Genomic DNA, 20,321 nt, shown 5'->3' with positions numbered 1-20,321 from the left:
CCGCCGGGTGGCAAGCGAACACAGAGCACTCACGGACATCGGCACAGCACCGGAGCCCAGACCGGACGCGGCCGTCATCAGGGACGCGCTCGGCGTCGGCGTGGCGGTCGGACTCTCCGGATTCGCCTTCGGCGTGACCTCGGCGGGCTCCGGTCTCAGCCTGCTGCAGACCTGTCTCCTCAGCCTGCTGGTCTTCACCGGGGCCTCGCAGTTCGCGCTGGTCGGCGCACTGGCGGCGGGCGGAAACCCCTTCGCCGCCGCCGCGGGCGCCTTCTTCCTCGGTGTCCGCAACACCTTCTACGGACTGCGGCTCTCCCAGCTGCTGGCACTGCCGCGTGCCGTACGGCCCTTCGCCGCCCACTGGGTGATCGACGAGACGGCCGCGGTCACTCTCGCCCAGCCCACCCGGCGTGCCGCCCGGCTCGGATTCACGGTCACCGGTCTGTCGCTCTACGTGCTGTGGAACCTCACCACGCTGGGCGGTGCGCTGGGCGCCCAGGCGATCGGCGACACCGGCGCCTGGGGCCTCGACGCGGCCGGTCCCGCGGTCTTCCTGGCCCTGCTGGCTCCCATGCTGCGCACGTCCGCTGAGCGGGCGGTCGCCGGGCTCGCCGTAGTCCTGGAGCTCGGAGCACTGCCGCTGCTGCCCGGTGGGGTGCCCGTGCTGGTCGCGGCGCTGGCCGCTCCGGCCGTGCTGTTCCTCAAGGGCCGTACCGAGGAGCCGAAGGGGCCCACGATCCTCCGCACGGCCGGAGCTGGAGCGGAGAAGCACGGCGTGAGCAAAAAAGACATGGCGGACGAGGAGGAGCGTTGAGCGTCTGGATCGCGATCGGGGTGACGGCCTTCGGCTGCTATCTCGTCAAACTGCTCGGTCTGCTGATTCCCGCAGGCACGCTTGAGCGGCCCCTCGTCAAGCGGCTGTCCGCGCTGCTGCCCGTCGCCCTGCTGACGGCTCTCACCGCTCAGGAGACCTTCGGAGGCGGGCAGCACCTCGTCCTGGACGCGAGGGGCGTGGGCCTCGCCGCAGCAGCGCTTGCACTGGTGCTGCGCGCCCCCTTTCTGGTGGTCGTCGCCGCAGCCGTCGCGGTCACCGCAGGGGTGCGCGCGCTGGGCTGAATCCGCGTTCCGCGGGTCCGGCCCGCCGCCCGTGCCGCGGTGTGCCCGGCGCGACACCGGTCAGACGACTGTGCGTCCGTGGGCCCGCAGCGTCAGCAGCGCCTCAACCGTCACTACGGACCGCGCCTCGATCCGCGGGCCGGGCGCCCGGGAACGCCGGTTGACGGGCCAGCCGCCGTCGTCGCGCTGCTCCTCCGCGAGGAAGTCCAGCGAGCGGGCCATTTCCTCGTCGGTGAACCAGCCGCGCGCCAGAGAGCCGGGCACGCGCGCGTAGTCGTACGGGAAGTGCTGTTCCCCCGGCGCGTACCCCGGCGTGACCCGATACGAGGCGCGGTCCGCCGGCTCCAGCACGGCCAGCCGCTGCTCCCGCACCTGACGGCCCAGCCGGTCGGCCGCCGCCTCGGCCCGCGACCGGTCGGGGACACCGTCCAGGAAGGCGACCGCCGCCTGGATCTCGTACGGATGGGAATGCTCCAGGGCGTCTACCGCCGTCCAGCAGAAGTCGGTCGCCCGGAAGAGCCAGGCGTGCCACACCTGGTTGCGGTGCAGCAGGCCCACCACCGGCCCGGTGGCCAGCAGCTCACTCGGCGGGTCGTCGGCGACGGGGACGAAGGGGGCGGGCGGATGGCCCCGTTGGGAGGGAAGTGCTGCGGGGAGCGCCCCGTCCCTGGTGGACACCTCGGTCAGATACCGGCACACCCGCTCCACCCGCATACCGCCGCAGCGTCCCACCGAGTCGAGTACCTGCAGCGCGTGCGCGGTGTGCAGGGGCCGGCTGACCGGTCCGCGAAGATCGGGTTCGAGCGCGTGGCCGTAGCCCCCGTCCTCGTTGAGATAGGCGGCGAGCGCGGCCTCGACCGCGTCGGCACGCCCGTCGAGGAAGTGGTACGCGAACCGCCGCTGCTCCAGCACCCGGGCCGTCAGCCAGATGAAGTGCTCGGCGCGTGCGAGAGGAGATGCTCCGGTGCCAGCCATGTTCCGAAGGTAGAGCGGAAAGAGCCCGCGACAAGGGAGACGGGTGGGGCTGCACTCTCGGGGCTGGATACTGAAGTCATGCGGTTGACGATTTTCTGGGAGCGGATGGCTGAGCACTTCGGCGAGGTGTACGCCGATTCGTTCGCCCGCGACCATGTGATGGCGGAGCTGGGCGGCCGTACGGTGCATGAGGCACTGGCCGCGGGCTGGGAGACGAAGGACGTCTGGCGGGGTGTCTGCGCCGCGGCGGGGATCCCGGAGGGCCGGCGCTGAGTGCCGCCGGCGGCCGGGGCGTGCGACCGGGTGCCCCACGGGTGGGCGACACTGGGCCAGTGCCACCGACCGATCGACCGATGAGACTGCCGAGGACCAGATGACCCCGGACGAGACCGCCGCGGACCGGACGACCGCAGACCGGGCGGCCGCGGCCGGGACGACCACCGACCGGGCCCCGGGCGCAGCGCAGCCCCCTCCGGCCGCCCCTGACGGCGGCCGGCCGCCGGGGCGGGCGCTGATGCCGCGCTGGCTGCCGAAGGCGATGGTGCTCGCACTGGCACTCATCGCCTGCTTCCAGCTGGGCAGCTGGGCGTTCTACCAGCTGATCGGGTTGCTGACCAACATCCTCATCGCTTTCTTCCTGGCTCTCGCGGTGGAGCCGGCGGTGGGGCGCATGGCGGCGCGCGGAATGCGCCGCGGGCTCGCCACCTTCCTGGTCTTCTTCGGTGTGGCGCTCGCGGTGGCCGGTTTCGTCTTCCTGCTCGGTTCGATGCTTGCCGGACAGATCGTGGACATGGTCGAGGAGTTCCCCAAGTACCTGGACCTGGTGATCAACTGGACCAACCACACCTTCCACAGCAAGCTGTCGCGGGTGCAGGTCCAGGACAGCCTGCTGCACTCGGACTGGCTGCAGAAGTACGTCCAGAACAGCGCGAGCGGCGTACTCGACGTCTCGACGACCGTGCTGGGCGGCCTCTTCCGGCTCCTGACGATCTTCCTGTTCGCCTTCTACTTCGCGGCCGACGGTCCACGCCTGAGGCGAGCGCTCTGCTCCGTACTGCCCCCGTCGAAGCAGACCGAGGTGCTGAGGGCCTGGGAGATCGCCGTCGACAAGACCGGCGGCTACCTCTACTCGCGTGGCGTGATGGCGCTGATCTCCGGCGGCGCGCACTACATCCTGCTCGTCGTGCTGAATGTGCCGTACGCCCCCGCGCTCGCGGTGTGGGTCGGTCTCGTCTCCCAGTTCATCCCGACCATCGGCACGTATCTGGCGGGCGCTCTGCCCATGCTGCTCGCCTTCACCGTGAACCCCTGGTACGCGCTGTGGGTGCTGGTCTTCGTGGTGGTCTACCAGCAGTTCGAGAACTACGGGCTCCAGCCGAAACTCACGGCGAAAGCCGTCGACATCCACCCCGCGGTGGCCTTCGGCTCGGTCATCGCGGGCACCGCGCTGCTGGGAGCGGTCGGTGCGCTGATCGCCATCCCCGCGGTGGCGACCCTCCAGGCGTTCCTGGGGGCCTACGTGAAGCGGTACGACGTGACGGACGACCCGCGTGTCCACGGCAGGCGGGGATTCCGCGACGTACGAGGGCTGCGGAGATCACTGTTCCAGGGGCGGATCCCGCCGCAGGGGAGCAGCGAGGACAGCAACGTCTGACCTGCCGCGTGGCGGACTTGACAGCAAAATCGAACAGACATTCTTATGGGGATCCGGCCCGGTGCCCGGACGAGTTGTCCACTGAGTTGTCCACAGGCAGGGCGGGCTTCGGAGCCCATTGTCAGTGGCAGGGGTTAGCGTCATTGACGTGAAGCGATCGACTCAAGCAAATCGGGTGGAACCCATGGCAGCAGGCAACGACCGCGAGAAGGCGCTGGACGCCGCTCTCGCCCAGATTGAACGGCAATTCGGCAAGGGCGCTGTCATGCGCCTGGGCGAGCGGCCCAACGAGCCCATCGAGGTCATCCCCACGGGCTCGACCGCCCTCGACGTCGCGCTGGGCGTCGGCGGTCTGCCGCGTGGCCGTGTGGTCGAGGTGTACGGGCCGGAGTCCTCCGGCAAGACGACGCTGACGCTGCACGCGGTGGCGAATGCGCAGCGTCTCGGCGGCCAGGTGGCCTTCATCGACGCCGAGCACGCGCTCGACCCCGAGTACGCGAGGAAGCTCGGCGTCGACATCGACAACCTGATCCTTTCCCAGCCGGACAACGGCGAGCAGGCGCTCGAAATCGTCGACATGCTCATCCGCTCCGGTGCGCTCGACCTGGTTGTCATCGACTCCGTCGCGGCTCTGGTGCCGCGGGCGGAGATCGAGGGCGAGATGGGCGACTCGCACGTGGGTCTGCAGGCCCGGCTGATGAGCCAGGCGCTCCGGAAGATCACCGGCGCGATGAACCAGTCGAAGACCACCGCGATCTTCATCAACCAGCTCCGCGAGAAGATCGGCGTCATGTTCGGCTCTCCGGAGACCACCACGGGTGGCCGGGCGCTGAAGTTCTACGCCTCGGTCCGGCTCGACATCCGCCGGATCGAGACGCTGAAGGACGGTACCGACGCGGTCGGCAACCGCACCCGGGTGAAGGTCGTCAAGAACAAGGTCGCACCGCCCTTCAAGCAGGCCGAGTTCGACATCCTCTACGGCCAGGGCATCAGCCGCGAGGGCGGCCTGATCGACATGGGCGTGGAGAACGGCTTCGTCCGCAAGGCCGGGGCCTGGTACACGTACGAGGGCGACCAGCTCGGACAGGGCAAGGAGAACGCCCGCAACTTCCTGAAGGACAACCCCGATCTCGCGAATGAGATCGAGAAGAAGATCCTCGAGAAGCTCGGTATCGGTGTCAGGCGTGAGGCCGAGCTGGGGGTCGAGGCCGGCGCGGCCGCCGCGGATGCGGCAGTGACCGAAGAGGCCGTCAAGACGGTGCCCGCTCCGGCCGGTGGCAAGGCCAAGACGGCCAAGACCGCTGCCGCCAAGAGCTGATCCATGGTCCGGAGAACCGAATGGCCGGAGGCCACCGGCTCCGAGGGCGAAGGAGCAGGCGAGAGGGCACAGGGGGATGGAGAACGGGGACGGCCGCGGCAGCAGTCACGACCGTCACGTTTCGGGGAGCAGCGGTCCCCGGAACAAGGGTTCGGGGAGCAGCGGTCCGGGGAGCGCGGGTCCCGGGAGTCGAGCCGGCGGAAGCCTCAGGATCCGGCTGAGCAGGCGCGGGCCATCTGTCTGCGCCTGCTCACCGGGACCGCGCGCACCCGTAAGCAGCTGGCCGACGCGCTGAGCAAGCGGGAGATCCCCGACGAGGTCGCCGATGAGGTGCTGTCCCGCTTCGAAGAGGTCGGGCTCATCGACGACGCGGCTTTCGCGGATGCCTGGGTGGAATCCCGCCACCATGGGCGGGGCCTCGCCAAACGGGCACTCGCGCGGGAGCTCCGCACCAAAGGCGTGAACTCCGAGCTCATCGAGGAGGCTGTCGGACAGCTCGATCCGGAGCGGGAGGAGGAGACCGCCCGCGAGCTGGTCGCCCGAAAGCTCCGCTCGACCCGGGGCCTGGACCGGGACCGGCGGATGCGCCGCCTCGCGGGCATGCTCGCCCGCAAGGGATACGCGGAAGGTATGGCCCTGCGCGTGGTCAGGCGTGCCCTGGAGGAAGAGGGCGAGGATGCGGCGGACCTGGAGCACGGGGAGTTCCCGGGCGACTGACAGCCCAGCCACCGGCTCCCCGTGCCGGTAGCACGCACTGTTGGCTCCCGTGCGGGTCGCACGGACTGCATCTCGACTCTCTGCTATCCGTCGACCGGGAGCCCCGCAGCGCGCCAGGCCTGGAATCCGCCGATGAGGTCCGTCGCCCGGTACAGGCCCAGCTGCCGCAAGGAGGCCGCGGCCAGGGAGGACGCGTACCCCTCATTGCAGATCACCACGGTCCGCAGGTCATGACCGGTGGCTTGCGGCGCACGATGGCTGCCCCGTGGATCCAGCCGCCACTCCAGTTCGTTGCGCTCGACGACCAGCGCCCCGGGGATCAGCCCGTCGCGCTCGCGCAGTGCCGCGTACCGGATGTCCACCAGCAATGCCCCGTGCGCCGCGGCGGCGAAAGCCTCCTGGGGCCCGATGCGGTCGAGACCCGACCGCACCGTTTCCAGCAGCTCATCGATGGAGACCGGCTCGCTCACTCCCACTCCCCGGGGCGCTCGACCTGCTCGAGGCGGAGCAGGGGGCCGCTGCGGCTGTAGCGCCGCATCAGTGGCAGCGGCGGATAGTAGGCATGCACCGAGATCGCGTGGTCGGCGGCCGACTCGTTGAGGACCTGGTGGACGTGGTGCGCGCCGAAGGCCCGCCCGTCACCGGGTGCCAGCTGCCGGGTGCGGTCGACGCCGTCGGCCAGTTCGAGTGTCTTCCACCCCTCGGTGGGCAGCCGTGCGGCCAGCGAGTCCTCCGTGAGCCCACCCGCCGCGGTGGCGAACGCGCCCAGGGAGCCGCCGTGGTCGTGCCAGCCGGTACCGGTGCCCGGCGGCCAGCCGATCAGCCAGGCCTCGCTCCCGCCCGGCCCGTCGAGCCGGATCCAGGTGCGGCCCTCGGGATCGAGGGGGAGCGAGCGGACGAGTTCAGGATCGGCGGCGGTACGGCGTACGAAGTCGAGGAGCCGGCCGGCGGTGGGTGGCGCGGAGCGCACGGGAGCAGGGGCAGGCAGAGGTGCGGAGAGAGACATGGTGACCGTCCGGATGGTTCGCGGGGATGTGCGGCGCGGCAGCCCGGAACAGCACGGCGCGGCGCAGGCACAGAAGGAAAGGGCGAATCAGCGGGACGGGCGACACATGCAGCCCGCATAGCGGACGAGGTCCATATGGACCCTCCGCCACAGGCGCACATCGGTGTCGGTCACGCTCCGCAGTACACCATGTGCGCCCACGACGGTCAATTGATGTCCGCGGTGCTCTCTTCCGGGACCGATGCGGATGCCGATGCCGGTGCCGTTGCGGGTGCCCCGCCCCGTGCGGCGTCGGCGGCTTCGTACAGTTCGGCGGGGCGCACCCCGTTGAAGGCCGCAACCAGATGCCCGTCGGGGCGCACCAGCAGCACCGTGTGCGCCGATGCGCCCGGATAGGCCTCGGCCACCAGGAGTTCGCCCTTGACCGGGAGCGCGCTCACCGCGGCGGCCAGCCTCGGCATCACGCCCGCCTTCAGCCAGTGCCGCCGGTCCCACACCCCCGTACCCGGTGCGACCAGCACGATCAGCAGATGCCCGCGTCCGAGCCGGTCCCGCAGCTGTACGGCGGTACCGTCCGGCGCCGTGACCCGGACGTCGGCGACGAGGGCGCCCTCGCCGGTGCCGACGGCTGTCTGCGACGGGGTGTACGGAGGGGACAGGGGCGAGCGGTCGTACACGGGCGGCGCGCCCAGCGCGCCGCCGCCCAGATGGCCGTCCGCGAGAAGGGCGTCGTGTCCGCGCGCCCTGCCGGGCAGATACGCCCGCAGCCCGCCGCCGCGCAGTATCGGCAGTGACTGGTCCGCGGCGCGCAGCCGTGCGGCCACGGCTGCGCGCCGCTCCGCCTGGTAGCTGTCGAGGAGTCGCTCGGAGGCCGCGTGATGCCAGGTCTGCGCCAGTTTCCAGGCAAGGTTGTCCGCGTCCCGCAGCCCCTCGTCGAGCTCCTGCGTACCGAGGGCGCCCAGCAGATGCGCGGCGTCCCCCGCGAGGAACGCCCGGCCCACTCGCCAGCGCCTGGCGAGCCGGTGGTGCAAGGTGTACACGCCGGTGTCGATCAGTTCGTACGGAGGTGTCTCGCCGCACCAGCCCGCCAGCGCGGCCCTGACCCGGGCCACCAGCGCTTCGGGGGTGACCAGTTCGGCGCGCGGGGGAAGCAGCCAGTCGATCCGCCAGACGTCGTCCGGCAGCGGACGGGCCGTCACCTCTTCGCCGCCGGTGCGCCACGGTGGCCGCCGGTGCAGCAACGCCTCACCGGGCCAAGGTAGTTCGGTGCGCAGTGCGGCTACCGCGTGCCGCTCCACCGCCGTACGCCCGGGGAACCTGACGCCGAGCAGTTTGCGGACCGTGGACCGGGCTCCGTCGCAGCCGACCAGATGGCTGCCCCGCCACCAGGTGCCGTGCGGTCCCGCCGTGTGCACGGTGACGCCGCTGCCGTCCTGTTCCACGGTGTCCACCCGGCTGCCCGGGACCAGCTTCACCTGCTTCCGGGCCGCGACAGCGGCCCGCAGCCCGCGTGTCAGGGCGTGCTGGGGCAGATGTACGGGAGAGGGCCCTCCCGAGCCCAGCCCGTCGAGCCCGTCGAGCCCGTCGAACCGGTCGAGCCGGCCGGATGCTTCGGGCCGAGGAAATCCGTGCGGGCCGGATGAGCCGGATGAGGCGGATGCGTCCGAACGGGTTTCCAAGCCGCCGCTGACGGCGGCGCCGTCAGCGCCTTCGGGGCCGCTGGGCTCCCTGTGGCCGGACGACGCACTGCCGGCCTCGTCGAATTCGACCCGTTCCACCTGCTGGTTCCGCCTGAGGGACCGCCAGGCCGTCCAGCGGGCTGCCTCACCCGGGGCGGTCGCGCAGCCCAATCGCCCGAGGAAGTCGGCTGTGTCCGGGCGCAGTACGACTGTGCGTGCTGGGCGCGGTGTCCCGTCGCCCGCCCCCTCGTCGAGCACGACGGAGGGGACGTCCTGCGCGGCGAGCGCAAGGGCCAGCGCGAGCCCGACAGGGCCCGCGCCGACGATGATCACCGGGTCCACGGTGCGGCTCCTCGAACCCGTGCGGAGAAGTGACTGATGGCAGGTTGCGCCCGGTACACGATCACAGAACGTATGCAACCCACTGGGGGTGCTTGCGTCAAGCGAGCAGACTGCACAGCGCGCCGTGCCCAGTCCACGAAGCATGGCGGGAGTTCGTATGACACCGAGCGCTGAGCAGACCGCGTATATGGAGGCGCCGGACCGGTATGCCCCCGGGGAAGCCCTCGCGGTCCGTTCGGCCCTCTTCCACCGGAGGCCGAGCACTCACGGTTCCTTGTTTCTCTTCTCTGCCCGCAAGCTCAAAATTTCCTCAAATCGATCCAATGTGATCTCGCTGCGAGATACGTTCAAATTACTGACGGCTCGGTAACTTTCGTTGTTGCGGAGTTCAGGTCGGTGCGAACAAGAGGGGGAAGAACGTGAACAGGATCATTCGGGGCTTGGGCATCGGTTCGGCCGCTCTGGCATGCGTTGTCATGTCGAGCAGCGGGGCCAGCGCGCTGGAAACAGCTCACGGAAAGAAGTACAAGGGCTGTACGAACTACGTGGCCGTCTGGCGAAGCGGGGGAAAGGTGCATGCGTACTCACGGCAGCTCTGTGACAAGCCGATCCTGATACAGCGGCCCACCGTGGCGCTCTCCGGAAACGGCGGAAAGACGTTCGTCTCGGCCGGGAAGGCTTGCTCCAAGGCCAGAAGCTGCACGACGAAGACCGTCTCGGTCAAGGCCACCAAGGGATGGACGTATCGAGGTTCCAACTCCGGTACGGGATCGCAGGGATCTCCCAAGGACAGCGACTACTGGCCGGTCTCCAGTGTGGCTCACGCCACGTACAAATATAAGTAAGGGCCGGATGGCTTCGGATGTGCACCCCGAAATCGGGGAATGAATTCGGCACCGGGTTTGCATGATGGTGGCGGGATATGCATTTCCCATTACGTTGGTGTGTGTCTGGCGCCGGGTTCAGGGGTGAACGGAGATCTTTGACCCTGGTCTTCGGAAAAGGCCCGTCAGGAAACTGACGGGCCCTTTTTCGCTTCTGCGGTGCTGCGCCGGTGGGTGAGCGAGCTGCTGGATCCCGCAACGGCAGAATGCGCCCCGGCCTGGTCACCTCCGGTGCAGGGGAGGGTGAATGGATTCGTGTTCCTGTCCTCACCCGCACGGCATGCCCTCGCCGTCGGCAGGCCGAGACCGTCTGTGTCCAGCGGCGCGAAGTGTTCGGTCCGGCCGCACCGGACCGCGGAACGCGGTGAGGGGCGGCAGTGAGCCTGCCGCCCCTCACCGATGCCGTGTCCGTCAGATCGGCTGGCCCTCGTCGGCGGTCGAGGACGCCGGGGCGGGGATGGTCGCCAGGCCGCCGCCGGGACCGGCGTCGACGACGGCGCCGGTGGACTTCTTGCCGCGGCGCAGCCGCCCTTCGAGCCGGCTGGCGAACAGCGTGAGCAAGTAGTTCATCACAACGTAGATGAGCGCGATCACGACGAGCGTGGCGATGGTGTTGGCGCCGTAGTTCGCTGTGATCTGCCGGTTCCGCGAAAGCAGTTCGGTGAAGCCGAGCATGGCCCCGCCCAGCGCCGTGTCCTTGACGATGACGACGAGCTGGCTGACGAGGGCCGGAAGCATGGCGGTGACGGCTTGCGGCAGCAAGACATTCGTCATCGTCTGGCCCTTGCGCATCCCGATCGCCTTGGCGGCATCGGTCTGACCGCGGGGCAGGGTGAGCACACCGGCCCGGACGATCTCGGCGATGACCGAAGCGTTGTAGAGCACCAGGCCGGTGACCACCGCGTACAACGGCCGGATGTCGGATTCGAGGTCGCCGTACTGGATGTAGAGCTGATTGGCGAAGACCATCAGCAGCAGCACAGGAATGGAGCGGAAGAACTCCACCACGACACTGGAGATCCAGCGGACCCACGCGTGGTCGGAGAGGCGTCCGAGACCGAGTACCGCGCCGAACGGCAGCGCGATCACGATCGACAGAGCCGCGGCCTTGAGCGTGTCGACCAGCCCGGGAAGCAGATACGTCGTCCAGACCTCGGAGTCCGTGACGAAGGGCTTCCACTTCGCGGCCGCGAGCTGGTCCTTGTCCGCCAGGGTCGTCAGGACCCACCAGAGGGCGAGCGCTAGCACCACGAGGAAGAAGACCGTGTAGACGACGTTCCGTCGCTTGGCACGGCGGCCGGGGGTGTCGTACAGCACCGAGGTCATCGCTTCACCGCCACTCGCTTGGCCACCCAGCCGAGGATCAGGCCGGTCGGAAGGGTGAGAACGATGAAGCCGAAAGCGAAGACCGCGAAGACGGCGATCAGCTTGTCGCTCTCGTTCTCGATCATGTCCTTCATCAGGCTCGCGGCTTCGGCCGTACCGATCGCCGCCGCCACCGTGGTGTTCTTGGTGAGCGCGATCAGCACGTTCGCCAGGGGAGTGACGACCGCGCGGAAGGCCTGCGGAAGGATGATCAGGGTCAGGACCTGGGTGAAGCTGAGTCCCAGTGCGCGAGCCGCCTCAGCCTGGCCCACCGGAACGGTGTTGATGCCGGAGCGTAGCGACTCGCAGACGAAGGTTCCGGTGTACGCGACCAGGCCGAGCACGGACAGGCGGAAGCCGATGTCGTCGAAGTTGCTGGCGCCCAGAGAGAAGCCCAGCGTCTGGTTGAGCCCCAGCGAGCAGCCGACGATGATCACCGTCAGCGGGACGTTGCGGACGATGTTGATGTAGGCGGTGCCGAAGCTGCGCATCAGCGGGACCGGACTGACCCGCATGCCGGCCAGGAGCGTTCCCCAGATGAGGGAACCTATCGCTGAGTACACGGTGAGCTGCACCGTTACCCAGAAGGCGCCGAGCAGGTCGTACTGCCCGGAATCAAGAAAGTCGAACACGTTGCCTGCGCTCTCCCGTGTCGGACGGCGCGGCGCGCCGCCGGTACCCCATGGGTTCACCGGACGGCGCGCCGACCGAGGGTCAGCTGGTTGCCGTGATCTTCGGAGCAGGCTCGTTCTTGTAACCGGCCGGACCGAAGTTCTTCTTCACCGCGGCGGCCCAGGAGCCGTCCGAGACCATCTTTCCGAGCGCCTTGTTGATCTTGCCCTGGAGTGCGGTGTCGCCCTTCTTCAGGCCGATACCGTAGTTCTCGTCGCTCAGCTTCAGGCCGGCGAGCTTGAACTTGCCCTGGTGCTCCTTCTGCGAGGCGTAACCGGCGAGGATGTCGTCGTCGGTGGTCAGCGCGTCAACAGCCTTGTTCTCCAGCCCGGTCAGGCACTCCGAGTACCCGCCGTACTTCAGCAGGTCCGCCTTGGGGGCGAGCTTGTCCTTGATGTTCTGTGCCGAAGTGGAGCCGGTCACCGAACACAGCTTCTTCGAGTTGAGGTCCGTCGCCTTGGTGATCGTCTTGTCGTCGGCGCGGACCAGCAGGTCCTGGTGGGCCAGCAGATAGGGGCCGGCGAAGGAGACCTTCTGCTTGCGCTCGTCGGTGATGGAGTAACTGGCTACGACGAAGTCGACGTCACCGGCCGAGATCAGGTTCTCGCGCTCCGCGCTCGGGGCCTCCTTCCACTCGATCTGCTTCTCGGAGTAGCCGAGGGACTTGGCGACATACCGGGCGACATCGACGTCGAAACCCTCGTACTTGCCGTCGGGCGTCTTCAGGCCGACACCGGGCTGGTCGAACTTGATACCGATGGTGACCTTCTTGCCACCGCCGGCCGAGTCGTCCTTGCCCGAACCGCAGGCGGTGGCGGTCAGGGAGAGAGCCAGAACCGCGGCGGCTGCCGCACTTGCCTTGAGCAGCTTCATGGATGAACTTCCTCGCGTAAGTCATTGGCCAGTCGGTTCAGCCGGACCTGAGTCGGTCCGGGCAGCCGCAATTGGCCGGGATCGGTCCCGGAATCAGTGGTGAAGGATCTTCGACAGGAAGTCCTTGGCGCGGTCACTGCGGGGGTTGCTGAAGAACTGGTCCGGGGCAGCCTCTTCGACGATCTTCCCGTCGGCCATGAAGACGACCCGGTTGGCCGCGGAGCGTGCGAAGCCCATCTCGTGGGTGACGACGATCATCGTCATACCGTCACGGGCCAGCTGCTGCATGACCTCCAGGACCTCGTTGATCATCTCGGGGTCGAGAGCCGACGTGGGCTCGTCGAAGAGCATGACCTTGGGGTCCATCGCCAGCGCCCTCGCGATGGCGACGCGTTGCTGCTGACCGCCGGAGAGCTGCGCGGGGTACTTGTCGGCCTGCGTTCCGACGCCCACCCGGTCGAGCAGCGCGCGCGCCTTCTCCTCTGCGGCCTTCTTCTCGGTCCCGCGCACCTTGACCTGGCCCAGCATCACGTTCTGCAGAACCGTCTTGTGCGCGAAGAGGTTGAACGACTGGAAGACCATGCCGACATCGGCACGCAGCCTGGCGAGCTCCCGGCCCTCCTCGGGCAGTGGCCTTCCGTCGATCGTTATCGCGCCGGAGTCGACTGTCTCCAGACGGTTGATCGTGCGGCACAGCGTGGACTTCCCGGACCCCGAGGGCCCGATGACGACCACGACCTCGCCGCGGGCGATGGTCAGGTCGATGTCCTGGAGCACATGCAGTGCGCCGAAGTGCTTGTTGACGTTGCTGAGTACGACCAGGTCGTCCGGCACCGGCAAAGGCTCTTCGGTGGACTCGGCGGACTTGATCACTGGCACTCCGCTCATCGGCTGTTCGCTCCGTCCTCCACGGCCGCAAGTGCGGTTGTGGTGGGAAGGACAGTAATGAGACGTCCCTACCAGCGTCATTACATCTGAGCGGAAATTGAGCATCACGATCCGGTCGCGCGTGGGTACGATCCGGATACTCCAGGTGAGCGCGGTCCTGATCGGAGTACCGGGTGCATAACGGAAAGCCGGAGGGAAGCGGAACCCCCTTGACTGGTGTGGCAGCCATCGGCGTGGATGCCTGAGTACGGCTGAGTCCGTCCGGGCGCGGAACCGGTCCCCGCGGCGGGACGTACGGGCGGTAGGACGTACGGGCCGCGCTACGTACGGATCAAGGAAGCGCGGACCACGGAAGGGGCCCATGAGACTGCTGCTCGTCGAGGACGACAACCACGTGGCCGCCGCGTTGTCCGCCGTACTGGCCAGGCACGGCTTCGGAGTGGTGCACGCCAGGAACGGTGAAGAGGCGCTGAGGGCTCTCCTGCCGGACGAGCAGGAGCCCTTCGGGGTCATCCTGCTCGACCTCGGCCTGCCCGACCTGGACGGCTACGAGGTGTGCGCCAGGATCCGCAAGCGCACGACGACCCCGGTGATCATGGTGACGGCCCGGTCCGACGTACGGTCCCGCATCCACGGGCTGAACCTCGGCGCCGACGACTACGTGGTCAAGCCGTACGACACGGGGGAGCTCCTCGCGCGGATCCACGCCGTCAGCCGGCGCAAGAGCGGTGGGGAGGACACCGGGCCGGTCCCCGCGGCCGCGCTCCGGGTGGGGCCCGTCGAGATACAGCTGCCCACCCGGCGCGTCAGCGTCGAAGGCAGCGAAATCCAGCTGACCCGCAAGGAGTTCGACCTGCTGGCGCTGCTCGCCCAGCGTCCCGGTGTCGTCTTCCGCAGGGAGCAGATCATCAGCGAGGTCTGGCAGACCAGCTGGGAAGGGACCGGCCGCACCCTTGAGGTGCACGTCGCGTCGCTGCGCTCCAAACTGCGCCTGCCCGCCCTGATCGAGACCGTGCGCGGCGTCGGCTACCGCCTCGTCGTTCCGGCCTGAGGCGCGTACCCGGCCGTGCGCGCGCGTCTGCTCCCCCTGCTCATCGTCCTCATGGCCGGAGTGCTGCTCGCACTCGGCTTCCCGCTCGCGCTGAGCGTGGCCGCAGCCGCGCAGCAGAACGTGGTCGTCGACCGGATCGACGACACCGCGCGGATGGCGGAGGAGGCGCAGTTCGTCACCGAGATACCGGCGAGCGAGCGGGAGCGGCACGACACGCTGCAGGAGGAACTCGCCCGGTACCAGACGGTGTACGGCATCCGGGCCGGGGTCTTCTACCGGGACCGCATGGCCATGGCCGCCGCCCCGCAGGACTGGACGGTACCGGTCGGCGGGGAGGGCAGGATCGCCTTCGAGGACGCGCTCGCCGGACGGCGCAGCCGGGACCCGGGGCAGATCTGGCCCTGGCAGCGCGGACGCCTGATCGTCGCGTCGCCCGTCGTCAGGAACGGTGACGTGATCGCGGTGGTGGTCACCGACTCGCCCACCGGCCAGATGCGTTCGGGGATCGTCCGGGGCTGGCTGCTGATCGCGGCGGGGGAGGCCGGTGCGATGCTGCTCGCGGTGGGTGCCGCCTTCCGGCTCACGGGCTGGGTGCTGCTGCCGGTGCGGACACTGGACGCCGCCACGCACGGCATCGCGACCGGACTGATGAAGTCACGGGTCGCCCCGGGTGGCGGGCCGCCGGAACTGCGCCGCCTGGCCCGGTCGTTCAACGAGATGGCGGACAACGTCGAGGACGTCCTGGAGCAGCAGCGGGCCTTCGTCGCCGACGCGTCCCATCAGCTGCGCAACCCGCTCGCCGCGCTGTTGCTGCGGATTGAGCTGCTGGCCTTCGAACTCCCGGAGGGCAATGAGGAGATCGCTTCCGTGCGCACCGAGGGCAAGCGGCTGGGTCAGGTCCTCGACGACCTCCTGGACCTCGCGCTCGCCGAGCACACCGCGGCCGAGCTGCGGCTCATCGACATGGCCGAGCTGGCGGCCGAACGCGTCTCCGCCTGGCACCCGGTGGCCGACGCCAAGGGCGTCCGGCTCACCACGGGGGGCCCCGCCGCGGTCACTGCCTGGGCCGACCCCGTCGCGCTCTCCAGCGCGCTGGACGCCGTGATCGACAACGCGCTGAAATTCACGGACGGGGGAGAGGAAGTGAGGGTCGAGGCGGCATCCCACGGCTCATTCTCCCAGGTCACGGTCGCCGACGGCGGACCGGGCCTGAGCCAGGACGAACTCGCCCGGATCGGTGACCGCTTCTGGCGCAGCGGTCACCACCAGAACATCAAGGGCTCGGGCCTCGGTCTCTCCATCTCGCGCGCCCTGCTCACGGCGGGACACGGCTCGATCTCGTACGAACAGAACCAGCCCCACGGGCTGCGGGTGACCGTCACAGTGCCCCGGACCGAACCGGGCAGCCCCTGAGCACGGCCGGCGCCTCTCCCGCAGTCCGAACCGTTGCGGACGGGGCCCGGCCCCAGGCCGTGTCCGCGACGTCGCGGCGTCGCCCGGAGGGCGGGCGCGCGGAGTCCGGTGCGGCCGGAGTGCGTATCGGGCGTCGCGTGCCGGGCGCGACCTCGCGGACAGGGCCTAGGGTTTGACCGACCGGTAGTAGCGCCGGGCGCCCTCGTCCAGCTTCAGAGGGTCGGTGTAGATCGCGGTCCGTACGTCCACCAGCTGCGCCGCGTGCACCTGCCGGCCGATGCGGTCGCGGCTGCGGATCACGCTGCGGGTGAAGCCCTCCGTCAGCTTGGGGTCGACCCGGTCGGTGGTGACCAGAACGTTCGCAACCGCGACGGTGGGCACGGGGCCGCCGTTACGGGCCTGCCGGTAGGCGTCGGCGGGCATGACCGCCGAGCGGTAGTAGCGCGTCGTACCGCCCGCCGCGTGCAGCCTGGTCACCAGGTCGTCGAGCGGGATCAGCCGGATCGGATCGCGGGCGGCCAGATCGCGTACCGCGTCGGTCGGCAGCCCGCCCGACCAGAAGAACGCGTCGATCCTGCCCGCCTTCAGGAGATCCGGACTGGTGTCTATCCCGGCGGGTACTGGCGTGATGTCCTTGTCCGGGTCCAGCCCGGCGGCGCGCAGCGCGCGGTCTGCTATCAGCCGGACACCGGATCCGGGCTGCCCCACGGCCACCCGCTTGTGCCGCAGATCGGCGGCGCGCCGTACCGTGGAGCCGTCCTCGACGGCGAGTTGCACATAGTCGTCGTACAACCGCGCGCAGCCGCGCAGCCGGTCCGCGCCGGGTTTGCCGTCCGCCAGGTACTTCGCGATCGCGTCGGCGGTCGCGATGGTGAAGTCCGCCTTGCCCGTCGCCACCCTGGCGAGATTCTGCTGGGACCCCTCGCTCGGCTGCAGGCTGATCCGCACCCCTGGCATGTCGTGGGTGAGTGTGGGGCTGAGCAGCTTCCCGTAGAGCTGGTAGACACCGGTGCGCACCCCCGTACTGAAGGTCACGGTCCCGTGCGGGGAGGACGGGCCGATGGGCAGCAGCCACCACATCAGCAGCCCGGAGACCACCAGTGCGGCCGCCGTCCCCTGCAGGGCGCGGCGGCGGCTGATGCGGGACAGTGCCTTGGACATGCGCGCGATCCTGCCAGTTCGTGCCCCCCGGCGAACAGGGGAGCCGACGGACGCGTACCAGATCGGAATTATCAGGTCCGGTTCATGGCTGTCACTATTGATCACCAGTCGGCAGCCCCTTGCCGCTGGACCGTGCCCCGGAGGACTGCAGTGACGTCGAGTCGAACTGGTCGGACTGTCGGACAGATGATGTCGACGGATGTCGTACGGGTGCAGCGGGGGACGTTCCTGAAGGAGATCGCCCGGCTGCTCACCGAACACCGCATTTCGGCCGTCCCCGTCGTCGATGACGACGACCGGCCGGTGGGCGTGGTGTCCGAGGCCGATCTGCTCCGCAAGCAACTGGGCCTGACCGCACTGCTGCCCGCCGTCCGGCAGGAGGGCGACCAGCACTCCAAGACCGAGGCCACCACGGCGGAGGGGCTGATGACGAGCCCGGCCGTGGTGGCGCAGCCCGGCTGGACGATCGTCGAGGCGGGCCGGCTGATGGAGGCCCGGAGCATCAAACGGCTGCCTGTGGTCGACGGCGACGGGAGACTGACCGGGGTCATCAGCCGCAGCGACCTTCTCCAGGTCTTCCTCCGGCGCGACCGCGCGATCCAGGAGGAGGTACTCGAGGGAGTCCTGACCCGGTCCCTGGGTCTCTCGCCCTCCGCGATCACGGTGGACGTCAGCGACGGCCACGTCATGCTCAGCGGCGTCGTCGAGCGCCGGAGCGTGATTCCGGCGGCGGTGCGGCTGTGCCGGGGAGTGGACGGGGTGGTCGACGTCTCGGAGCGGCTGCAGTACGACCTCGACGACGGCGCCGGCGCGAACTGACGACGGCGCGGCCGCGAGCCGGCCGCGGCCACCCCCGTCCACGGGCCGGGCGGGAGCTCCGCCCGGCACCGCCTACCCTGGTGACATGACCGCGCAGGACGCCCTGAACCGAAGTTACGAGATCCGCACCTACGGCTGCCAGATGAATGTCCACGACAGTGAACGGCTGTCGGGCCTTCTGGAGGACGCCGGATACGTCCGCGCGCCGGAGGGCGCCGACGGGGACGCCGATGTCGTCGTCTTCAACACCTGCGCGGTACGGGAGAACGCCGACAACAAGCTGTACGGCAACCTGGGCAGGCTCGCCCCGATGAAGACCACGCGCCCCGGTATGCAGATCGCGGTCGGCGGCTGCCTGGCGCAGAAGGACCGGGACACGATCGTCCGGCGGGCTCCGTGGGTCGATGTCGTCTTCGGCACCCACAACATCGGCAAGCTCCCGGTGCTGCTGGAACGTTCCCGTATCCAGGGCGAGGCCCAGGTGGAGATCGCCGAGTCGCTCGAAGCCTTCCCCTCGACACTGCCGACCCGGCGCGAGAGCGCGTACGCCGCGTGGGTCTCCATCTCCGTCGGCTGCAACAACACCTGCACCTTCTGTATCGTGCCCGCGCTGCGGGGCAAGGAGAAGGACCGCAGGCCCGGCGACATCCTCGCCGAGATCGAGGCGCTGGTGGACGAAGGCGTCTCCGAGATCACGCTGCTCGGCCAGAACGTCAACGCCTACGGTTCGGACATCGGCGACCGGGAGGCGTTCTCCAAACTGCTGCGCGCCTGCGGGCGGATCGAAGGGCTCGAAAGGGTCCGCTTCACCTCTCCGCATCCGAGGGACTTCACCGACGACGTGATCGCGGCGATGGCCGAGACGCCCAACGTGATGCCGCAGCTGCACATGCCGATGCAGTCGGGTTCGGACGCCGTTCTGAAGGCGATGCGGCGCTCCTACCGGCAGGAGCGTTTCCTCGGGATCATCGACAAGGTGAGGGCCTCGATCCCGCACGCGGCGATCTCGACCGACATCATCGTGGGCTTCCCCGGCGAGACCGAGGAGGACTTCCAGCAGACGATGCACGCGGTCCGTGAAGCGCGCTTCGCACAGGCCTTCACCTTCCAGTACTCCAAGCGGCCCGGAACGCCGGCCGCGACCATGGACGGCCAGGTCCCCAAGGAGGTCGTCCAGGACCGCTACATGCGGCTCTCGGCGCTCCAGGAGGAGATTTCCTGGACCGAGAACAAGACGCAGGTCGGACGCACGGTGGACGTCATGGTGGCCGAGGGGGAGGGCCGGAAGGACGGTGCCACGCACCGGCTCTCCGGGCGGGCACCCGACAGCCGGCTGGTGCACTTCACCAAGCCGGACACCGAAGTGCGGCCCGGCGATGTGGTGACGGTGGAGATCACGTACGCGGCGCCCCACCACCTGCTCGCCGAGGGGCCGACCACGTCCGTACGCCGCACGCGCTCCGGCGACGCCTGGGAGAAGCGCACCGCCGCCGCGGCAGCGAAGCCGGCGGGCGTGATGCTCGGACTCCCCGGCATCGGCGCCCCGGCGGTGGAACCGGCCGCGGCCGGGGGCTGTGGCTGCGACTAGCTCCGGCCCGGACGGGACCGGCCGCGGGCTAGGCTGCCGATCATGCTCGTAGCCGCCGCTGTGTGTCCCTGCCCGCCACTGCTCGTGCCGGAGGTGGCCGCGGGCGCGGCACCCGAACTCGACGGTGCGCGGTCCGCCTGCCTCGACGCTGTCGGGGTGCTCGCCGCCGCCCGGCCCGATCTGCTGATCGCCGTGGGACCCGCCGGTGCCGAGGGCAGCGGGCCGCACCCCGAGGGGGCCACCGGCTCGTTCAGCGGATTCGGGGTGGACCTCCGGGTACGGCTGGGCACGGCGGACCCAGGAGCCGGAGGGGAACTCCCGCCCTCCCTCTCGGTCGCCGGCTGGCTGCTGGAACGGGCCGGCTGGGCGGCCTGCCCGGTCGAGGGGCTCGGCGTCGGTGAATCGCTGGAGCCCGCGCGCTGTCTGACCGCCGGGCGGGAGCTGGCCGCGCGTGCCGGGCGCGTCGCCCTGCTCGTCATGGGAGACGGCAGCGCCTGCCGCACACTGAAGGCGCCCGGATACCTCGACGAGCGCGCCGCCGGCTTCGACGCTGCTGCCGCACGGGCGCTGGGCGCGGCGGACGTCGCCGGGCTGGAGGCTCTCGACGCCCCGCTCGCGTACGACCTGAAGGCGGCCGGCCGTGCGCCGTGGCAGGTCCTCGCGGGCGCCGCCGACGGCACGGAGCCGGGCGGCAGGCTGCTGTACGAGGACGCTCCGTACGGCGTCGGGTACTACGTCGCAGCCTGGTCCTGACAGCTGCCCCGGAACACCGCGGGCGGCCGCGGAGCGAGCTGCTCCGC

Annotated in this window: 22 protein-coding genes; 12 read left to right on the top strand and 10 right to left on the bottom strand. The window is 69.6% G+C overall.

What is annotated here, in order from left to right; all coding sequences use genetic code 11:
• Positions 1–7 precede the first annotated feature (7 nt).
• Together OG584_RS08105 and OG584_RS08100 are read left to right on the top strand one after the other, a co-directional pair.
• Complete coding sequence (locus tag OG584_RS08105) at positions 8–814, top strand: AzlC family ABC transporter permease (RefSeq protein ID WP_405776511.1); 807 nt, start codon at positions 8–10, stop codon at positions 812–814.
• Positions 811–1,116, top strand: a complete 306-nt coding sequence (locus OG584_RS08100; protein ID WP_405776509.1) for an AzlD domain-containing protein — start codon at positions 811–813, stop codon at positions 1,114–1,116. Before OG584_RS08105 ends, OG584_RS08100 begins: the two co-directional genes overlap by 4 nt.
• Before the next feature lie 60 nt (positions 1,117–1,176).
• Here OG584_RS08100 and OG584_RS08095 read toward each other — a convergent pair whose 3' ends face one another.
• Positions 1,177–2,091 (bottom strand): hypothetical protein, encoded by a 915-nt coding sequence (locus OG584_RS08095; protein ID WP_405776507.1) that lies wholly within the window; start codon positions 2,089–2,091, stop codon positions 1,177–1,179.
• 78 nt (positions 2,092–2,169) lie between these two features.
• On the opposite strand from OG584_RS08095, the gene OG584_RS08090 reads away from it, so the two are divergent.
• From OG584_RS08090 to recX, 4 genes are all read left to right on the top strand, one after another.
• On the top strand, positions 2,170–2,364 hold the full coding sequence (locus tag OG584_RS08090) for a DUF3046 domain-containing protein (RefSeq protein WP_405776505.1): 195 nt from the start codon (positions 2,170–2,172) through the stop codon (positions 2,362–2,364).
• A 241-nt stretch (positions 2,365–2,605) separates the two neighbouring features.
• Complete coding sequence (locus tag OG584_RS08085; protein ID WP_405783928.1) at positions 2,606–3,745, top strand: AI-2E family transporter; 1,140 nt, start codon at positions 2,606–2,608, stop codon at positions 3,743–3,745.
• Positions 3,746–3,929: 184 nt separating this feature from the next.
• Positions 3,930–5,063, top strand: coding sequence for a recombinase RecA (recA, locus tag OG584_RS08080; protein ID WP_405776503.1), 1,134 nt, complete (start codon positions 3,930–3,932; stop codon positions 5,061–5,063).
• 3 nt (positions 5,064–5,066) lie between these two features.
• Positions 5,067–5,780: a recombination regulator RecX gene (gene recX, locus OG584_RS08075; protein WP_405776501.1), complete on the top strand. Its 714-nt coding sequence runs from the start codon at positions 5,067–5,069 to the stop codon at positions 5,778–5,780.
• 83 nt (positions 5,781–5,863) lie between these two features.
• Here the strand turns inward: recX and OG584_RS08070 are convergent, their stop codons facing one another.
• The 4 genes from OG584_RS08070 to OG584_RS08055 form a co-directional block, all read right to left on the bottom strand.
• Positions 5,864–6,256: a rhodanese-like domain-containing protein gene (locus tag OG584_RS08070; protein ID WP_405776499.1), complete on the bottom strand. Its 393-nt coding sequence runs from the start codon at positions 6,254–6,256 to the stop codon at positions 5,864–5,866.
• Positions 6,247–6,786, bottom strand: coding sequence for a cysteine dioxygenase (locus OG584_RS08065; RefSeq protein ID WP_405776497.1), 540 nt, complete (start codon positions 6,784–6,786; stop codon positions 6,247–6,249). Before OG584_RS08065 ends, OG584_RS08070 begins: the two co-directional genes overlap by 10 nt.
• Before the next feature lie 87 nt (positions 6,787–6,873).
• Complete coding sequence (locus OG584_RS08060) at positions 6,874–6,945, bottom strand: putative leader peptide (protein ID WP_327299548.1); 72 nt, start codon at positions 6,943–6,945, stop codon at positions 6,874–6,876.
• Positions 6,946–6,992: 47 nt separating this feature from the next.
• The gene (locus tag OG584_RS08055; RefSeq protein WP_405776495.1) at positions 6,993–8,807 is read right to left on the bottom strand and encodes an FAD-dependent monooxygenase; all 1,815 of its coding nucleotides are present in this window, start codon (positions 8,805–8,807) and stop codon (positions 6,993–6,995) included.
• Between the two features lie 419 nt (positions 8,808–9,226).
• Here OG584_RS08055 and OG584_RS08050 point away from each other — a divergent pair, with 419 nt between their 5' ends.
• Complete coding sequence (locus tag OG584_RS08050) at positions 9,227–9,652, top strand: hypothetical protein (RefSeq protein ID WP_405776493.1); 426 nt, start codon at positions 9,227–9,229, stop codon at positions 9,650–9,652.
• A gap of 450 nt (positions 9,653–10,102) precedes the next feature.
• On the opposite strand, the gene OG584_RS08045 is transcribed toward OG584_RS08050, so the two are convergent.
• The 4 genes from OG584_RS08045 to OG584_RS08030 all read right to left on the bottom strand — a co-directional run bounded on the left by OG584_RS08045 (position 10,103) and on the right by OG584_RS08030 (position 13,489).
• Positions 10,103–11,017: an amino acid ABC transporter permease gene (locus tag OG584_RS08045; protein ID WP_405776491.1), complete on the bottom strand. Its 915-nt coding sequence runs from the start codon at positions 11,015–11,017 to the stop codon at positions 10,103–10,105.
• The gene (locus tag OG584_RS08040) at positions 11,014–11,688 is read right to left on the bottom strand and encodes an amino acid ABC transporter permease (RefSeq protein WP_405776489.1); all 675 of its coding nucleotides are present in this window, start codon (positions 11,686–11,688) and stop codon (positions 11,014–11,016) included. Before OG584_RS08040 ends, OG584_RS08045 begins: the two co-directional genes overlap by 4 nt.
• A gap of 82 nt (positions 11,689–11,770) precedes the next feature.
• Positions 11,771–12,601, bottom strand: a complete 831-nt coding sequence (locus OG584_RS08035) for a glutamate ABC transporter substrate-binding protein (protein ID WP_405776487.1) — start codon at positions 12,599–12,601, stop codon at positions 11,771–11,773.
• A 93-nt stretch (positions 12,602–12,694) separates the two neighbouring features.
• Positions 12,695–13,489, bottom strand: coding sequence for an amino acid ABC transporter ATP-binding protein (locus OG584_RS08030; RefSeq protein WP_405776485.1), 795 nt, complete (start codon positions 13,487–13,489; stop codon positions 12,695–12,697).
• Positions 13,490–13,850: 361 nt separating this feature from the next.
• On the opposite strand from OG584_RS08030, the gene OG584_RS08025 reads away from it, so the two are divergent.
• Together OG584_RS08025 and OG584_RS08020 are read left to right on the top strand one after the other, a co-directional pair.
• Complete coding sequence (locus tag OG584_RS08025; protein WP_405776483.1) at positions 13,851–14,540, top strand: response regulator transcription factor; 690 nt, start codon at positions 13,851–13,853, stop codon at positions 14,538–14,540.
• Between the two features lie 15 nt (positions 14,541–14,555).
• Complete coding sequence (locus OG584_RS08020; protein WP_405776481.1) at positions 14,556–15,953, top strand: ATP-binding protein; 1,398 nt, start codon at positions 14,556–14,558, stop codon at positions 15,951–15,953.
• Between the two features lie 165 nt (positions 15,954–16,118).
• On the opposite strand, the gene OG584_RS08015 is transcribed toward OG584_RS08020, so the two are convergent.
• Entirely contained in the window at positions 16,119–17,114 is a 996-nt protein-coding gene (locus OG584_RS08015; protein WP_405776479.1) for a TAXI family TRAP transporter solute-binding subunit, read from the bottom strand.
• 186 nt (positions 17,115–17,300) lie between these two features.
• On the opposite strand from OG584_RS08015, the gene OG584_RS08010 reads away from it, so the two are divergent.
• The 3 genes from OG584_RS08010 (at position 17,301) to OG584_RS08000 (ending at position 20,274) form a co-directional block, all read left to right on the top strand.
• Positions 17,301–17,933, top strand: coding sequence for a CBS domain-containing protein (locus OG584_RS08010; protein WP_405776477.1), 633 nt, complete (start codon positions 17,301–17,303; stop codon positions 17,931–17,933).
• 85 nt (positions 17,934–18,018) lie between these two features.
• Positions 18,019–19,521, top strand: a complete 1,503-nt coding sequence (miaB, locus tag OG584_RS08005; RefSeq protein ID WP_405776475.1) for a tRNA (N6-isopentenyl adenosine(37)-C2)-methylthiotransferase MiaB — start codon at positions 18,019–18,021, stop codon at positions 19,519–19,521.
• Between the two features lie 42 nt (positions 19,522–19,563).
• On the top strand, positions 19,564–20,274 hold the full coding sequence (locus OG584_RS08000) for a class III extradiol dioxygenase subunit B-like domain-containing protein (protein ID WP_405776473.1): 711 nt from the start codon (positions 19,564–19,566) through the stop codon (positions 20,272–20,274).
• Positions 20,275–20,321: the final 47 nt, after the last annotated feature.

The sequence above is a fragment of the Streptomyces sp. NBC_00859 genome (genome assembly GCF_045161865.1).
In the GTDB taxonomy this organism is placed as follows: domain Bacteria; phylum Actinomycetota; class Actinomycetes; order Streptomycetales; family Streptomycetaceae; genus Streptomyces.
This window is presented reverse-complemented; position numbering and strand designations above follow the sequence as displayed.

Bases quoted from the DNA above. Each gene is read 5' to 3' on its own strand.
- OG584_RS08095 (WP_405776507.1), bottom strand. From the start codon at position 2,091: ATGGCTGGCACCGGAGCATCTCCTCTCGCACGCGCCGAGCACTTCATC.
- OG584_RS08090 (WP_405776505.1), top strand. From the start codon at position 2,170: ATGCGGTTGACGATTTTCTGGGAGCGGATGGCTGAGCACTTCGGCGAG.
- OG584_RS08085 (WP_405783928.1), top strand. From the start codon at position 2,606: ATGCCGCGCTGGCTGCCGAAGGCGATGGTGCTCGCACTGGCACTCATC.
- recA (WP_405776503.1), top strand. From the start codon at position 3,930: ATGGCAGCAGGCAACGACCGCGAGAAGGCGCTGGACGCCGCTCTCGCC.
- recX (WP_405776501.1), top strand. From the start codon at position 5,067: ATGGTCCGGAGAACCGAATGGCCGGAGGCCACCGGCTCCGAGGGCGAA.
- OG584_RS08065 (WP_405776497.1), bottom strand. From the start codon at position 6,786: ATGTCTCTCTCCGCACCTCTGCCTGCCCCTGCTCCCGTGCGCTCCGCG.
- OG584_RS08045 (WP_405776491.1), bottom strand. From the start codon at position 11,017: ATGACCTCGGTGCTGTACGACACCCCCGGCCGCCGTGCCAAGCGACGG.
- OG584_RS08035 (WP_405776487.1), bottom strand. From the start codon at position 12,601: ATGAAGCTGCTCAAGGCAAGTGCGGCAGCCGCCGCGGTTCTGGCTCTC.
- OG584_RS08030 (WP_405776485.1), bottom strand. From the start codon at position 13,489: ATGAGCGGAGTGCCAGTGATCAAGTCCGCCGAGTCCACCGAAGAGCCT.
- OG584_RS08025 (WP_405776483.1), top strand. From the start codon at position 13,851: ATGAGACTGCTGCTCGTCGAGGACGACAACCACGTGGCCGCCGCGTTG.
- OG584_RS08015 (WP_405776479.1), bottom strand. From the start codon at position 17,114: ATGTCCAAGGCACTGTCCCGCATCAGCCGCCGCCGCGCCCTGCAGGGG.
- OG584_RS08010 (WP_405776477.1), top strand. From the start codon at position 17,301: ATGATGTCGACGGATGTCGTACGGGTGCAGCGGGGGACGTTCCTGAAG.
- miaB (WP_405776475.1), top strand. From the start codon at position 18,019: ATGACCGCGCAGGACGCCCTGAACCGAAGTTACGAGATCCGCACCTAC.
- OG584_RS08000 (WP_405776473.1), top strand. From the start codon at position 19,564: ATGCTCGTAGCCGCCGCTGTGTGTCCCTGCCCGCCACTGCTCGTGCCG.